Here is a 15,121-nt window from a genome sequence, read left to right as displayed (position 1 = left end):
AAACAGGCCCCTTGGCCGCCCTTGAGGGGTTGGCCTTGCCGCGCCCACGCGGTAGATCGGGCAAAACCGAATTCAGACGTGGGACACCCCCAAGATGCCGATGGAAACAACATTCGACGCCGCCTCTGCCGAAAGCCGCCTGTATGACGCCTGGGAAAAGGCCGGGTGCTTTAGCGCGGGCAAGCATGTGGCCAATGCCGAAACCGGCACCTTCTGCATCATGATCCCGCCGCCGAACGTCACCGGCAGCCTGCATATGGGCCACGCGTTCAACAACACGTTGCAGGACATCCTGGTGCGCTGGCACCGGATGCGCGGGTTCGACACGCTGTGGCAGCCCGGCCAGGACCACGCCGGCATTGCCACCCAGATGGTGGTCGAGCGCGAGCTGGCCAAGGATAAGTCGAACGCCACCCGCCGCGAGATGGGTCGCGAGAAGTTCCTGGAGAAGGTCTGGGACTGGAAGGCCCAGTCGGGCGGCACCATCATCAATCAGCTCAAACGGCTGGGCGCCTCGTGCGACTGGTCGCGCAACGCCTTTACCATGTCGGGGGCCGAGGGCGCGCCGGCGGGCGAAGAGGGCAACTTCCACGATGCCGTGATCAAGGTGTTCGTGGACATGTATAACAAGGGCCTGATCTATCGCGGCAAGCGGCTGGTCAACTGGGACCCGCATTTCGAAACCGCGATTTCCGACCTCGAGGTCGAGAATATCGAGGTCGCGGGCCATATGTGGCATTTCAAATACCCGCTGGCCGGGGGCGCGACCTATACCTATGTCGAAAAGGACGAGGACGGGAACGTTCTGTTCAGCGAAGAGCGCGACTATATCTCGATCGCCACCACCCGCCCCGAAACCATGCTGGGCGACGGCGCGGTTGCGGTGCATCCGTCGGACGAACGTTATGCGCCGATCGTGGGCAAGCTGTGCGAAATTCCGGTCGGCCCCAAGGAACACCGCCGCCTGATCCCGATCATCACCGATGACTACCCCGATCCGACCTTTGGTTCGGGCGCGGTGAAAATCACCGGCGCGCATGATTTCAACGACTACCAGGTCGCCAAACGCGGCGGCATTCCGATGTATCGCCTGATGGATACGCGCGGCCAGATGCGCGACGACGGCGCCCCCTATGCCGAGGCCGCCCAGATCGCCATGGCCGTCGCCAAGGGCGAACGCAGCCTGACCGAGGCCGAGACCGACGCCATCAACCTGGTGCCTGACGATCTGCGCGGGCTGGACCGGTTCGAGGCACGCAAACGCGTGGTTGAACAGATCACCAGCGAAGGGCTGGCTGTGATGATCAGCGAACCCGACGACAGCGACGGCCGGGTCTGCTTTGCCACCGATCCGGTGCCCTATGTCGAAAACAAGATGATCATGCAGCCCTTTGGCGACCGGTCCAAGGTCGTCATCGAGCCGATGCTGACCGACCAGTGGTTCGTCGACACCGCCAAGATCGTCGGCCCCGCGCTGGACGCGGTGCGCGGCGGCAAGGTCCGCATCATGCCCGAGAGCGGCGAAAAGACCTATTACCACTGGCTCGACAATATCGAGCCCTGGTGCATCTCGCGCCAGCTGTGGTGGGGCCACCAGATCCCGGTTTGGTATGACGACGAAGGCAACCAGTATTGCGCCGCTTCCGAGGCCGAGGCCGTTCAGATGGCCGGCGACAAGGCGCTGACCCGTGACGAGGATGTGCTGGACACCTGGTTCTCGTCCGGCCTCTGGCCGATCGGCACGCTGGGCTGGCCCGAAAAGACGCCCGAGCTGGAAAAATACTTCCCCACCTCGGTGCTGGTCACGGGGCAGGACATCCTGTTCTTCTGGGTGGCGCGGATGATGATGATGCAGCTGGCCGTGGTCGATGAAATTCCGTTCCACGATGTCTACCTGCACGGCCTGGTGCGCGACGCCAAGGGCAAGAAGATGTCGAAAAGCCTTGGCAACGTCGTCGACCCGCTGGAGATCATCGACGAATACGGCGCCGATGCGCTGCGGTTTACCAATGCGGCCATGGCCAGCCTGGGCGGCGTGCTGAAACTGGATATGCAGCGCATCGCCGGCTATCGCAACTTCGGCACCAAGCTGTGGAACGCCTCGCGCTTTGCCGAGATGAACGGCGTGTTCGAGGGCTATGCCCCCACCGGCGCCATCCCTGCCCCCACCGCCACGGTGAACAAGTGGATCATCGGTGAAACCGCCCGCGTGCGCGAGGTGGTCGACGAGGCGCTGGTCAACTATCGGTTCAACGACGCGGCGCATGCGCTTTATGCCTTCGTCTGGGGCAAGGTCTGTGACTGGTATGTCGAGTTCTCGAAGCCGCTGCTTCTGGATGGCGACGCCGACACCAAGGCCGAAACCGCTGCGACCATGGCCTGGGTCATCGACCAGTGCCTGATCCTGCTGCACCCGATCATGCCCTATATCACCGAAGAGCTGTGGGGCACGCTGGGTCAGCGCGGCACGATGCTGATGCAGACCGAATGGCCCGCCTATGGCAACGATCTGGTTGACGCGGATGCCGACCGTGAAATGAACTGGGTGATCTCGCTGATCGAGGGCATCCGGTCGGTTCGCGCGCAGATGCATGTGCCCGCGGGGCTGCACCTGCCGATGCTGCAATTGCAGCTGGACGCCGCCGGTCAGGCCGCCTGGGCGCGCAACGAAACGCTGATCAAGCGCCTCGCGCGCATTGACAGCCTGACCCCGGTCGAGGCGCTGCCCAAGGGCTGTGTCACCATCGCGGTCGAGGGCGGCACCTTTGGCCTGCCGCTGGCCGATGTGATCGACGTGGCCGAGGAACAGGCGCGGCTGGAAAAGACGCTGCAAAAGCTGGCCAAGGATCTGGGCGGGCTTGAGGGCCGCCTGAAGAACCCGAAGTTCTTGGAAAGCGCCCCCGACGAGGTGGTCGAGGAAACCCGCGAGCTGGTGGCGCAAAAGATCGAGGAACGCGGCAAGCTGACCGCCGCGCTGGATCGTCTGGCCGAACTGGCCTGATACAAAGATTGGCGACCTGCCCTTTGGGGTGGGTCGCGACATTTCGCGGCGTTGATAAGCCGCCCGGTTTCCCCCATCCTATGATGATCGCGCCGCGAAAGACGGCCCGCCTTTTGCCGCGTCGTCAGGCCTGCCCGGTCGCGGCCTGACCTGAACACAGACAGGGCCCGTGGCACTGATCAATTGGCTGATCCAGCCGCGTGGCCTTAGTGGGCCCGGTTGCGCCGGGAAACCCGACGGCGCGTATACAGGTGGCTCGTCACACTCCGCCCCTGCCGCCCCCCGCTTATTGACATCCCCCCACCCATTGGCCAAAAGGGCCGCGAACCATACCCGCAACCGGGCGTTCCGTGGGCGCCAAACTGACGAGGAGGCCGAACATATGGCCCAGATTTCCCTCACCTTCCCCGATGGCAATTCGCGCGATTTCGCGGCAGGCATCACCCCTGCCGAAGTGGCGGCCGATATCTCTACCTCGTTGGGAAAAAAGGCAATTTCCGCAACCGTGAACGGCGCGCATTACGATCTGCAATGGCCGATCAACGCGGATGCCACCATCGCCATTCACACCCTGCAAGACGATGACCAGGCGCTGGAGCTGATCCGCCACGATCTGGCCCACGTCATGGCCCGCGCTGTGCAGGACATCTGGCCCGACACCAAGGTCACCATCGGCCCCGTCCGCGATCAGGGCTGGTTCTATGATTTCGACCGCGAGGAGCCCTTTACCCCCGAGGATCTGGGCCAGATCGAGGCGCGGATGAAGGAAATCATCAACGCCCGCGATGCCGTGCGCACCGAGGTCTGGGACCGCGCCCGAGCGATCAAGCATTACGAGGACGCGAACGAGCCCTTCAAGGTCGAGTTGATCGCCCGCATCCCCGAGGGCGAAGACCTGCGGATGTACTGGCATGGCGAGTGGCAGGATCTGTGCCGCGGCCCGCACCTGCAAAACACCGGGCAACTGCCCGCCGACGCCTTCAAGCTGACCCATGTGGCCGGCGCCTATTGGCTGGGCGATCACACCCGCCCGATGCTGCAACGCATCTACGGCGTGGCCTTCAAGAACCGCAAGGATCTGAAGGCCTGGGAAATCATGATGGAAGAGGCCGCCAAGCGCGACCACCGCAAGCTGGGCCGCGAGATGGACCTGTTCCACATGCAGGAAGAGGCCCCCGGCCAGGTGTTCTGGCACCCCAATGGCTGGCGCATCTACACCACGCTGCAAGACTACATGCGCCGCCGCCAGGATGCGGGCGGCTATGTCGAGGTGAACACCCCGCAGGTCGTCGACCGCAAGCTGTGGGAGGCCTCGGGCCACTGGGAGAAATACCAGGAAAACATGTTCATCGTCGAAGTGGACGAGGACCATGCCCGCGAAAAGGCGATCAACGCGCTGAAGCCGATGAACTGCCCCTGCCATGTGCAGATCTTCAACCAGGGCCTGAAATCCTATCGCGACCTGCCGCTGCGCATGGCCGAGTTCGGGTCGTGCAACCGGTATGAACCCTCGGGCGCGCTGCATGGCATCATGCGGGTGCGCGGGTTCACGCAGGATGACGCGCATATCTTCTGCGCCGAGGATCAGATTGAATCTGAAACCAAGCTGTTCATCGAATTCCTGTCGGCGATCTACAAGGATCTGGGCTTCGAGAAATTCGCGGTGAAATTCTCGGATCGTCCCGACACCCGCGCCGGCAGCGACGAGGTCTGGGACAAGGCCGAGGCGGCGCTGAAATCGGCGACCGAGGCGGCGGGTTATGACTTTGACCTGAACCCCGGCGAAGGCGCCTTCTATGGGCCGAAACTGGAATTCGTTCTGACCGACGCCATCGGCCGTGACTGGCAGTGCGGCACCTTGCAGGTGGATTTCGTTCTGCCCGAGCGGCTGGACGCCACCTATATCGGCGCCGACGGGGCCAAGCATCGCCCGGTCATGCTGCACCGTGCGGTTCTGGGGTCGTTCGAACGGTTCATCGGCATCCTGATCGAAAGCCATGCGGGCAAGCTGCCCTTCTGGCTGGCGCCGCGCCAGGTGGTTGTGGCCTCGATCGTGTCGGGCGCCGACGGGTTCGTGAACGAGGTTGTCGCCGCCCTGCGCGCCGCCGGTGTGCGGGCCGAGGCCGATACCCGCAACGAAAAGATCAACTACAAGGTCCGCGAGCACAGCCTGGGCAAGGTGCCGGTGATCTTGGCCATTGGCATGAAAGAGGTCGAGGAACGCTCGGTCACCGTGCGGCGGCTGGGTGAAAAGCAGACCGCGGTTGTAACACTTGACGAGATCGTGGCCCAATTGACCCAAGAGGCCAAGGCCCCCGATCAGGCCTGAAAAATTCAACCAACCAATTGAAAAGGCGCCGGTTTTCGGCGCCTTTTTCATTTCATATTCAACCCGGCGAATTGTTTCAGACCATAACAGCGCCGTGCAACACACCCCTGTGAGTAGCAGTTGATCGCCGACATGGCCTAGCTCTGTCCTTGTCGCAAGGGCGACGAACAGTTTTACAAGGGAGTATTCCGAATGTCGATCCACATGAAATCTCTGGCCGTTGCTGGTGCCGTTGCTGCCGCTCTGAGCGCCCATGCCGCCAGCGCCGACGAGATGAAGAAAGACGCAATGGAGAAATGCTTTGGCGTTTCGCTGGCCGGTCAGAACGATTGCGCCGCTGGCCCCGGCACCACCTGCGCCGGCACCTCGAAGGTCGATTTCCAGGGCAACGCTTGGAAGCTGGTCCCCGCCGGCACCTGCGAAACCATGGAAGCGCCCGAAGGCCGCATGGGTTCGCTGACCGCGCTGGACCGTGACCTGCCCGCATAAGACCAACCGCCCCCGGCTCCGCGCCGGGGGCGCACCATCTGGAGGATACCATGCTGGACGCCGCCCCCCGCTTTCCCGATCTGCCGAACCTGCCCGGCGTGGGTTACAAGCCCCAGCATTTCGCGGCGCTGGTCGATGATCCCGGCGCGGTGGCCTGGCTGGAGATCCATGCCGAGAATTACATGGGCGACGGTGGCCGCCCTCTGGCGCAGCTGCGGCACCTGGCAGAGCGGTTTCCGATCTCGGTGCATGGCGTGGGCCTGTCGATCGGCGGCGAAGACCCGCTGGATGCCGACCACCTGGCGCGGCTCAAACATCTTGTCGGTTGGCTGTCCCCCGCCCGGTTTTCCGAACACCTGGCCTGGTCGACCCATGACAGCGCCTTTCTGAACGACCTACTGCCCCTGCCCTATACCGCCGATACGCTGGCGCGCGTGTGCGATCACATCGATCAGGTGCAGGACGTGCTTGGCCGACAGATGCTGCTGGAGAACCCGTCCACCTACCTGGCCTTTGACGAAACCACCTGGGCCGAGGTCGATTTCCTGGCCGAGATCGCGCGGCGCACCGGCTGCGGGCTGTTGCTGGATGTGAACAATGTGTTTGTGTCAGCCACCAACCAGCAGACCGACCCCTATGCCTATATCGACGCCTTTCCGCTGGCCCATGTGGGCGAGATCCACCTGGGCGGCCATGACGATGATACCGACGATACCGGCGCACCGCTGCTGATCGACAGCCACGGCAAGCCGGTGGTCGATCCGGTCTGGGCGCTGTATGCCCATACGCTGGCCCGCGCAGGTGCGCGGCCCACGCTGATCGAATGGGACAATGACGTGCCCGACTGGCCCGTGCTGGAACACGAGGCCGCCCAAGCCGGCGCGCTGCTGGAACAGGTGTCGGCATGATGCGCCAGGCCGATTTCACCCAGGCCATGCTGGATGCCGAGCGGGCCGTGCCTGCCGGCCTATCGGCCCCCGGCGGTCGGCCCGCGGGCCGGCGTTTTGACGTCTATCGCAACAATGTCGCCGTCGGCCTGACCGAGGCGCTGGAAACCGCCTTTCCGGTGCTGCGGATGCTGGTGGGCGATGAATTCTTTGCAGCGATGGCGGGCGTGTTCCTGCGCGCGCATCCGCCTGAAACCCCGGTGCTGATGCTTTATGGCGCGCAGATGCCCGCGTTTCTGGCGGGCTTTCCGCCGGTCGCGCATCTGCCCTACCTGCCCGATGTGGCGCGGCTGGAATACGCGCTGCGGGTGGCCTATCACGCCGCCGACGCGGCCCCGTTCTCACCCGAAGCGCTAAATTCGCTGGAGCCGGTGGCACTGATGCAGCTGCGGTTTCGGCTGGCCCCGGCGGTGCAGGTCATCCGCTCGGAGTATCCGGTGGCCTCGATCTGGCAGGCGCATCAGGTCTCGCCCGTCAAACTGCCCGCCGCGCAGCCCGAAGATGCGCTGATCACCCGGCCCGAGTTCGACCCGCATGTTCACCTGCTGCCCCCGGGCGGCGCAGCCTTCATCGAGGCCCTGGGCCGGGGCGAAACGCTGGAAATCGCGCATCTGACCGCGTCTGATCAGTGTCACAATTTCGACATTATGCCCGTTTTTGGCCTGTTGCTGTCCGAGGGTGCGATATCGATTCAGGAAGGGGATGCAATCAAATGAAAACACTCATAAATATCCACAACTCGGCATTCGGAATGATGGAAAACCGGCTGGCGCCCGCGCTTATTCCGACATTATTGCGTTTCACTTTTGCCGCAATCTTGCTGTTTTACTTTTGGAATTCGGCAAACACCAAACTCGACGGGCTATTCACCCCAACGCTAGGCGCCTATGCGCAGATTTTCCCGCGCGTGTTTGAATCGGTGGGCTATGACATCAACCAGATGACGGTGTTTCACCGCCTTGTGGTGCTGGCCGGGGCCTATGCGGAATATCTGCTGCCGCTGTTGCTGCTGCTGGGGCTGTTCACCCGGCTGGCGGCGCTGGGGATGATCGGCTTTGTCGCGGTTCAGACGCTGACCGACCTGTTTGGCCACGGCGCCATTTCACAGCCCGCGACGCTGGGCGCCTGGTTCGATGGCGCACCCGACAGTCTGATCATGGATCAGCGCCTGTTCTGGATCGTGCTGTTGATCGGGCTGGTTCTACGTGGCGGCGGCCCGCTGTCGCTGGACCGCCTGCTGAAACTTCAGTGAGCGTCAGGCTGGCGCGCCAACAGCGCCAGCAGACCGCCCAGCCCGGCCATGGCGATCGGGAACATGGTGAAAACACCAAAGCCAAAGGCCCACATCATGCCGGCAGCCGAGGCCAGCAACAGCACCCCCGCTGCGATGTTCTGCGACCGTGCCATGGCGCCGCCGGCGATCGCCAGAATGGGCGAGAGCAGCGCCGCGCCGCGGACCAGCGCGATGTTGTCAACCTGATGGGCAATATCCCCCACCTCGCCGAATTCCTCGATGAAGACGGTATAGCCATAGCTGAAAAACCCCACGATCAGCCCGATCACTCCGGCGATCACACCCAGGGTAAGGGCGGCATTGCGCATCTGCTCTCTCCTTTAGTTCGTGCCGATATAGGGGACGGCGACCGGTTATCCAATAACCTGGGCCTGTACGTCCGGGCCCCAGCCCAGGAACAGCCCGTCGCCAGTGTCGATCACCGGGCGTTTCATCAGCGCCGGGTGCTCTGCCAAGAGCTCCAGCGCCGGGCGGGCACGCGCGGCCTCATCCAACCCGCGCCAGGTCGTTGACCGGCGATTGACCAGATCTTCGCCGAAAGCGGCATGAAACCGCGCCAGATCGGCCGCGGCCAGCGGTGTTTCACGCACATCCACCATCTGCACATCGCGCCCGGTGGCGGCGATGGCCTTGGTTGCCTTCCTGCATGTATCGCAGGCTTTCAGCCCAAATAGTCGCATCCGACCTCCTCAATTTTCCGGCAGTATACCGCCCGCCGGTGAAAGCAAAAGAGATGTCACTTGCCTTTGAGGCGATTCGCCCCACATGATTTTGCACGTCAAAACAAGGTTTCTACGACGTCCGCTCCTCACTTGGGGCAGCCGGAAGACTTGGAAGACCTGGCTGCGACCCGCCCGCGCAATCCCGCAGCGGGCAACACGACTAAAGGAGAAGCGGAATGCCCACCGGCACCGTCAAATGGTTCAACACCACCAAAGGCTATGGTTTCATCGCCCCTGATGAGGGCGGCAAGGATGTGTTCGTGCACATCTCGGCGGTCGAACGTGCAGGTCTCAAGGGCCTGAACGACAACCAGAAAGTGGCATATGAGCTGCTTGAAGGCCGCGATGGCCGCCAGATGGCCGGAGACATCAAGGCGCTGTGACGCCTGCCGTTCGGGGCCGCCCCGCCATGGGGCGGCTTTGAATCACCAGCCCAGATCCTGGTAGCCCGACCCGTTCAGAGGGTGCACTCGAAAGACGCGGCCCTGATACCCGTCGGGCACCTCGGACACTTGGACGAACTGCCCGCGCGGCATGCCCGCGCAGTATTGACCGGTCGTGCCCGTCGCGCTGGACGTGCCTTCGGGGCACTGGTTGCTGGCGCGGGTCGCGGCATTGGGCAGCGAGGCATCGGGATTGTGCGGAGCGGTGTAGTTCCATTGCCGGGTCAGCGCGTCAGTCGCCGGATTGGCCAGCGCCGCGCCTCCCGAAATAGCAAGCAGCCCCACCGCCACGGCGGCGTTACGTAGAAACATGGTCTTACCCCCAGATAATACGGCTGCTCGGAATTGATTGATTAACAGCAGGTTAACAGCTGTGCGAATTGTGTCAATTTCGTGGCGCGGGTCGGCGGGGATAAAGCTGGATTTCCGCTTAAACGGCAAACAGTTAAGGGCAATCAGCGCCATTAGCCCCGAAATGGAACCAATGGCGCGGATGGTAGAAATAGTGATTCTGTGACTTAGGCCTGATCGGCCAGCAGGGTTTGGAACTCGCGCCATTCGCCCTTGCTCATGCCCGAGGTCTCTTGCTCGACCTGCTCACCCTTGAGCATCCGGCGCAGGCAGTCCATGGCCCGCCCCGACAGGTTCGCGCCCCCCATGCGGTAGTCTTCGAAGGCGGAATAGGCGAAGGGCACCCAATCGGCCACGACCTTGCAGATTTCTTCGGCATAGACGCGGATTTCGTATTGGGCGTGGGCATCGGCGCGCAGGCGCAGGAAGTGGAACAGGTTGTGCAGGTCAACCTTCCAGTACCATTGCGTATAGATGTTGGCGGGCAGGTTCATGCGGGCCAGTTCGCGGGCCAGACCCTGTTGGCCGTCCTGGCTGATCATCTCTTCGTAGTGGTCATAGCAGCGCGCGGCGTCGGTTTTCAGATATTCCAGAACGCGCGCGGCCTCGTCGCCCGACAGGGCCTCGCCCCGGCCCTGGTTGTTCACCACCGACTGGGCGGCGATATGTTCGGGCGCGGGGATGTAGAACTCGCGGTCCATGATCGAATAGCGGGCCGAGTATTCATTGACGTTGGCGGTGCGGTGGCGAATCCACTGGCGGGCGACAAAGACCGGCAATTTGACGTGCAGCTTGATTTCGCACATCTCGAACGGGGTCGAGTGCCAGTGGCGCATCAGATAGCGGATCAGGCCTTCGTCATTGCTGACCGACTTAGTGCCCTTGCCGTAAGAGACGCGCGCCGCCTGACAGATCGCGGAATCGTCGCCCATATAGTCGATGACGCGCACGAACCCATGATCAAGAACCGGGATCGCTTTGTAGAGATGGGCCTCCATGCCCTCGGACACGGCGCGCAGGGTCGGGCGCGGGGTGGCGCGCAGCTCTTCGATCTCGGCCAGTTGTTCGGGGCTCAGCGGCATGGGGGCGATCCTTCTTGTGTGCGTGAGTCGTTTTCGCACTATATATATGGCGCACGCTTACGTGAACCGCCATATCGGGTATGGATCGCGTTTTTGAAGGATCGGCCGGATTGGCGCCGGTCGTCAGTAGATATAGCGGATCTGGTCTGACCAGTAACGTTCCATCCGTTTCAGCGCGCCGGTGATATCCTCAAGCCCCTCGGGGCCGATGACGCCCTTGGACAGGATGCCCTCGGCATGTCGGGCGAACAGGCCCTCGACCACGTCGCGCACCGCGCGGCCCTTGGCCGTCAACCGCACGCGGACGGACCGGCGGTCGATCTCGCAACGCTGATGATGCATATAGCCCAGCTCGACCAGTTTCTTGAGGTTATAGGACACGTTCGAGCCCTGGTAATAACCGCGCGATTTCAGCTCTCCGGCGGTGACCTCATTGTCGCCCACATTGAACAGCAGCAGCGCCTGCACCGGGTTGATTTCCAGTATGCCGACGCGTTCGAACTCGTCCTTGATCACATCCAGCAATAGCCGGTGCAGCCGTTCGACCAGCGCCAACGCCTCTAGATACCCCGTGAAAAACCCGTTGCGCGAAGGTGCCGTGAAAGGGACCTGAATGCTCATGCCATGCTCCGTCCGTCGTCTTGAGCCGACAGTCGCGGGCAGAGCCGAAGATTCGGTTAAAACGAGAACAAAACTAGATCAAATTCGATCTATCGCGCCCCGGCATGTTGGGCGATGCGTTCGATCAGGGCCGCGAACCGGTCCGGGGCGGCCATCTGGCCCGACACCCACTGGTAGAGATCCTGGTCGTTTTCCTCCATCAGCGCGTCCAGTTGATCCAACTGCGCCGGCTCCATGACCGACAGGTTGGCGCGGGCATAGTTGCCAAGGATGATGTCCATTTCCTTGATGCCGCGATGGGTGGCGCGCATCAGCATGCGCTTGAGACGGTGCTCGTGGGTTTCGGTCATCGGGTGCCCTCTTCGGTGATGGCTGCGCGCAGGCGCCGTTCCAGCATGTCGATGCGGCCGGCCAGTGCCTGCAGCCCGGCCTGCGCCTCGCGCAGTTCGGACAACAGCGCCGCCGCCTCGGCAGGGATCTGCCCGGCCTGATCGGGCGCGTCAAGCCCGTCGCCCTGCCCGGTCAGCAGCCACATGATCGAAACGTTCAGCACCCCGGCCAGGATTTGCAGCTTGTTGGCGCGCGGCTCCGAGAGGTCTTCCTCCCAGCCGCGCAGGGTTTTCAGCCGCACCCCCAGCCGCGCCGCCAGATCGCCCTGGCCAAGCCCCATCGCCTGGCGCGCCGCGGCCAGCCGATCGCCGAACGTGGCCTGTTCGTCCGAGTACCATCCGTCGGATTGGTCGATTTCCTGTGGCATATGCTCGCTTTCCTTCGATCTGGCTTGAACGGCCTTTGGCCGCACCCTATGAGAGACGGGACAAAACTTCAAACCGGAGGCCTTGAAATGTCGTTCCTCTCCGAAACGCTAGCCCGTGTGAAACCCTCTCCCACCATTGCCGTGACCAACCTTGCTGCTGAACTGCGCGCAGCGGGCAAGGACGTGATCGGCCTGGGCGCCGGTGAGCCTGACTTTGACACGCCCGAGAACATCAAGGCCGCCGCGAAAGCGGCAATCGACGCGGGAAAAACGAAATATACCGCCGTTGACGGCATCCCCGAGCTGAAAAAGGCGATCTGCGCCAAGTTCAAGCGCGACAACGGGCTGGACTATGAGCCCGCCCAAGTGACCGTCGGCACCGGCGGCAAGCAGGTTCTCTATAACGCGCTGATGGCCACGCTGAACCCCGGCGACGAGGTGGTGATCCCCGCACCCTATTGGGTGTCGTATCCCGACATGGTGCTGCTGGCCGGCGGCACTCCGGTGGCGGTCGAGGCGACGCTGGAAAACAATTTCAAGCTGTCGCCCGAACAGCTTGAGGCCGCGATTACCCCCAAGACCAAGTGGTTCATCTTCAACTCGCCCTCGAACCCGACCGGTGCGGGCTATACCTGGGACGAGCTGAAGGCCCTGACCGATGTTCTGATGCGCCACCCGCATGTGTGGGTGATGTCGGACGACATGTATGAACACCTGGTCTACGACGATTTCAAATTCTGCACCCCCGCCGAGGTCGAGCCGGGCCTTTATGACCGCACGCTGACCTGCAACGGCGTGTCCAAGGCCTATGCCATGACCGGCTGGCGCATCGGCTATGCCGCTGGCCCCAAAGAGGTGATCAACGCGATCCGCAAGATCCAGTCGCAATCGACCTCGAACCCCTGTTCGGTCAGCCAGTGGGCAGCCGTCGAGGCGCTGAACGGCACCCAGGATTACATCGCCACCAACAACGAGATGTTCAAACGTCGCCGTGACCTGGTGCTGGAGATGCTGAACGCCGCCGAGGGGCTGACCTGCCCCAAACCCGAGGGCGCATTCTATGTCTACCCGTCGATCGCCGGCTGCCTGGGCAAGACCACGCCCGCAGGCGTCAAGATCACCGATGACGAGACTTTCGCCAAAGCCCTGCTGGAAGAGCGCGGCGTGGCGGTGGTGTTCGGCTCGGCATTCGGGCTTTCGCCGAATTTCCGCGTCAGCTACGCTACGTCGGACGAAAACCTCAAAGAGGCCTGCACCCGCATCCAGGAATTCTGCGCCTCGCTGACCTAAGGGGACTGCATGTCCGGCGATCTGCCTGAATATTACTTCCGGGTCCGTGAAAACGGGGCGCTGGTGTTTCGTATCGACACCGAGAACCGCCAGCGCCGGATCGAGATGGATCAGATCGCTATCGCCAACGTCAAGAATGGCGAGATCAAGCCCCATGGCGGGCGCGAGCTGTCGGATGACGACATGGTGGTGATCCGCGGCTGGATCGAGGATCGCCGTGCCGTTCTGGCCGAACGTGACGTGGATGACATTCTGCGCACGGTCGATCACCTGAACCTGACCACGCAATGGGCCCAATCCCGCGCCGAGGATGATCAGCTGGAACGCGTCACCGACGCGCTATTGCTGGCCATGCATGACCTGCGTGGTGTGTTGGTGCGCAAAAAGGCCGAGCGGATCATGAAGGAACAGAAAGGCTAGGCCGCCTCTGCCGCGGCCTGCCGGATCGACCACAGCCAGAACCGCGACATCATCGCCACCGCCGCCACGGCCAGGCCGGTCGCCAGCCCCAGCCACACGCCTACCCCGCCCATGTCCAGCGTGAACCCCAGCAGATAGGCCACCGGCATGCCGATCAGCCAATAGCTGATCGCCGCCAGGATCATCGGAACGCGCGTGTCCTGCACCCCGCGCAGCAGGCCCAGCGCGATCACCTGCATCGCATCGACGATCTGAAACAGCGCCGCCGCCGCCAGCAGCGACACGCCCAGCGCCAGCACAGCCGGGCGCGCGGGGTCGTCGGGCGACAGGAACAGCCCGACCAGCGGCTCGGGCATGGTCAGCAGCACCACCACCGTCACCAGCGCCATACACAGCGACAGGCCCGTCACCACGATCGCCGCCCGGCGCAGGCCGGTCGCATCGCCCCGCCCTATGGCCCGGCCCGCGCGCACGGTTCCGGCGGCGCTGATGCCAAGGTGGATCATGAACACCACCGATGCGATTTGCAGCGCAATCCCGTGGGCCGCCAGCGGCACCGCGCCCAGCCAGCCCATCATCAGCGACGAGGCGCCGAACAGGCCGACCTCGGCCAGGGTGGTCAGGCCGATGGGCCAGCCCAGGCGAAAGACCTCGGCCAGGGCCTCGAAATCGGGGCGCCAGAACCGTTTGAACAGCGCGTGTTCGGGCGTGGCCCAGATCGCATAGGCCGCCATGCCCAGCGCCGAGGCCAGATGCACCGACACCGAGGCCACCGCCGCCCCGGCGATTCCCATCTCGGGCGCGCCCCAGTTGCCGAAAATCAGCGCATAGTTCACCGCCGCGTTCAGCCCGACCGCGCTAAGCGTCACCCACAGCACGATGCGGGTATGTTCCAGCGCGGACAGATAGCTTTTCAGCACCATCACCGTCAGCGCCGGCAGGATGGCCGGACCGCAGATGCGCAGATAGGTCTGGGCCATGTCGGCGATCTGGGGCTCTTGCCCCGCCATCCGCAAGATCGGGCCCGACCACCAGAATACCGGCAGCGTCAGCAGGCCAAAGCCCAGCGAGATCCACAGCCCCATCCGGGTGACGCGGCGCACCTGCCGGTCATTTCCGGCGCCAGCCGCGTTGGCCACCATCGGCATCACCGCAAAGGCAAAGCCCGACCCCATCAGGAACAGCACGAAAAACAGCGTGCCCGCGATCACCTGCGCGGCCAGCACCTGCACGTCATACCAGCCCAGCATCACCGCATCGGTCAGCGTGACGGCATATTGCGCCAGGTGGCTGCCGACCAGCGGCAGGCCCAGGCCAAGGGTGGCGGCCAGATGCTGGCGGTATGTCTGGGTGGTGCTCATGGCCCCGCATATCG

Annotated in this window: 17 protein-coding genes; 9 read left to right on the top strand and 8 right to left on the bottom strand. The window is 63.3% G+C overall.

The window, feature by feature from the left end; all coding sequences use genetic code 11:
• Positions 1-94 precede the first annotated feature (94 nt).
• The 6 genes from OE856_RS04555 to OE856_RS04530 all read left to right on the top strand — a co-directional run bounded on the left by OE856_RS04555 (position 95) and on the right by OE856_RS04530 (position 8,018).
• Positions 95-3,001 (top strand): valine--tRNA ligase, encoded by a 2,907-nt coding sequence (locus OE856_RS04555; protein WP_263714875.1) that lies wholly within the window; start codon positions 95-97, stop codon positions 2,999-3,001.
• 382 nt (positions 3,002-3,383) lie between these two features.
• The gene (gene thrS / locus OE856_RS04550) at positions 3,384-5,330 is read left to right on the top strand and encodes a threonine--tRNA ligase (protein ID WP_263714874.1); all 1,947 of its coding nucleotides are present in this window, start codon (positions 3,384-3,386) and stop codon (positions 5,328-5,330) included.
• 192 nt (positions 5,331-5,522) lie between these two features.
• The gene (locus OE856_RS04545; RefSeq protein WP_263714873.1) at positions 5,523-5,819 is read left to right on the top strand and encodes a DUF2282 domain-containing protein; all 297 of its coding nucleotides are present in this window, start codon (positions 5,523-5,525) and stop codon (positions 5,817-5,819) included.
• A 50-nt stretch (positions 5,820-5,869) separates the two neighbouring features.
• The gene (locus tag OE856_RS04540; protein WP_263714872.1) at positions 5,870-6,727 is read left to right on the top strand and encodes a DUF692 domain-containing protein; all 858 of its coding nucleotides are present in this window, start codon (positions 5,870-5,872) and stop codon (positions 6,725-6,727) included.
• Positions 6,724-7,482, top strand: a complete 759-nt coding sequence (locus tag OE856_RS04535) for a DUF2063 domain-containing protein (RefSeq protein WP_263714871.1) — start codon at positions 6,724-6,726, stop codon at positions 7,480-7,482. Before OE856_RS04540 ends, OE856_RS04535 begins: the two co-directional genes overlap by 4 nt.
• Positions 7,479-8,018, top strand: a complete 540-nt coding sequence (locus tag OE856_RS04530) for a DoxX family membrane protein (protein WP_263714870.1) — start codon at positions 7,479-7,481, stop codon at positions 8,016-8,018. The genes OE856_RS04535 and OE856_RS04530 overlap by 4 nt, the downstream gene beginning before the upstream one ends.
• On the opposite strand, the gene OE856_RS04525 is transcribed toward OE856_RS04530, so the two are convergent.
• Positions 8,012-8,368 carry a hypothetical protein gene (locus OE856_RS04525; RefSeq protein WP_263714869.1) on the bottom strand — a complete coding sequence of 119 codons (357 nt, stop codon included), beginning with the start codon at positions 8,366-8,368 and terminating at the stop codon, positions 8,012-8,014. The genes OE856_RS04530 and OE856_RS04525 overlap by 7 nt on opposite strands.
• A 45-nt stretch (positions 8,369-8,413) precedes the next feature.
• Entirely contained in the window at positions 8,414-8,740 is a 327-nt protein-coding gene (locus OE856_RS04520) for an arsenate reductase family protein (RefSeq protein ID WP_263714868.1), read from the bottom strand.
• Between the two features lie 218 nt (positions 8,741-8,958).
• Here OE856_RS04520 and OE856_RS04515 point away from each other — a divergent pair, with 218 nt between their 5' ends.
• Complete coding sequence (locus tag OE856_RS04515) at positions 8,959-9,165, top strand: cold-shock protein (RefSeq protein WP_263714867.1); 207 nt, start codon at positions 8,959-8,961, stop codon at positions 9,163-9,165.
• A 42-nt stretch (positions 9,166-9,207) separates the two neighbouring features.
• Here the strand turns inward: OE856_RS04515 and OE856_RS04510 are convergent, their stop codons facing one another.
• The 5 genes from OE856_RS04510 to OE856_RS04490 form a co-directional block, all read right to left on the bottom strand.
• The gene (locus OE856_RS04510; RefSeq protein ID WP_263714866.1) at positions 9,208-9,537 is read right to left on the bottom strand and encodes a hypothetical protein; all 330 of its coding nucleotides are present in this window, start codon (positions 9,535-9,537) and stop codon (positions 9,208-9,210) included.
• Between the two features lie 206 nt (positions 9,538-9,743).
• The gene (gene thyX / locus OE856_RS04505) at positions 9,744-10,658 is read right to left on the bottom strand and encodes an FAD-dependent thymidylate synthase (RefSeq protein ID WP_263714865.1); all 915 of its coding nucleotides are present in this window, start codon (positions 10,656-10,658) and stop codon (positions 9,744-9,746) included.
• A gap of 123 nt (positions 10,659-10,781) precedes the next feature.
• Complete coding sequence (locus OE856_RS04500) at positions 10,782-11,279, bottom strand: MarR family winged helix-turn-helix transcriptional regulator (protein ID WP_263714864.1); 498 nt, start codon at positions 11,277-11,279, stop codon at positions 10,782-10,784.
• Positions 11,280-11,368: 89 nt separating this feature from the next.
• The gene (locus tag OE856_RS04495; RefSeq protein WP_263714863.1) at positions 11,369-11,629 is read right to left on the bottom strand and encodes a succinate dehydrogenase assembly factor 2; all 261 of its coding nucleotides are present in this window, start codon (positions 11,627-11,629) and stop codon (positions 11,369-11,371) included.
• Positions 11,626-12,036, bottom strand: a complete 411-nt coding sequence (locus OE856_RS04490) for a helix-turn-helix domain-containing protein (RefSeq protein WP_263714862.1) — start codon at positions 12,034-12,036, stop codon at positions 11,626-11,628. Before OE856_RS04490 ends, OE856_RS04495 begins: the two co-directional genes overlap by 4 nt.
• A gap of 87 nt (positions 12,037-12,123) precedes the next feature.
• On the opposite strand from OE856_RS04490, the gene OE856_RS04485 reads away from it, so the two are divergent.
• Positions 12,124-13,326, top strand: a complete 1,203-nt coding sequence (locus OE856_RS04485; RefSeq protein WP_263714861.1) for a pyridoxal phosphate-dependent aminotransferase — start codon at positions 12,124-12,126, stop codon at positions 13,324-13,326.
• 9 nt (positions 13,327-13,335) lie between these two features.
• Entirely contained in the window at positions 13,336-13,746 is a 411-nt protein-coding gene (locus OE856_RS04480; protein WP_263714860.1) for a hypothetical protein, read from the top strand.
• Here the strand turns inward: OE856_RS04480 and OE856_RS04475 are convergent.
• Complete coding sequence (locus OE856_RS04475) at positions 13,743-15,107, bottom strand: MATE family efflux transporter (protein ID WP_263714859.1); 1,365 nt, start codon at positions 15,105-15,107, stop codon at positions 13,743-13,745. The genes OE856_RS04480 and OE856_RS04475 overlap by 4 nt on opposite strands.
• Positions 15,108-15,121 lie beyond the last annotated feature (14 nt).

The sequence above is a fragment of the Actibacterium sp. XHP0104 genome (assembly GCF_025751515.1).
In the GTDB taxonomy this organism is placed as follows: domain Bacteria; phylum Pseudomonadota; class Alphaproteobacteria; order Rhodobacterales; family Rhodobacteraceae; genus Actibacterium_D.
Note: the sequence above shows the minus strand (reverse complement) of the source record. Positions and strands in the feature narration are given on the sequence as shown.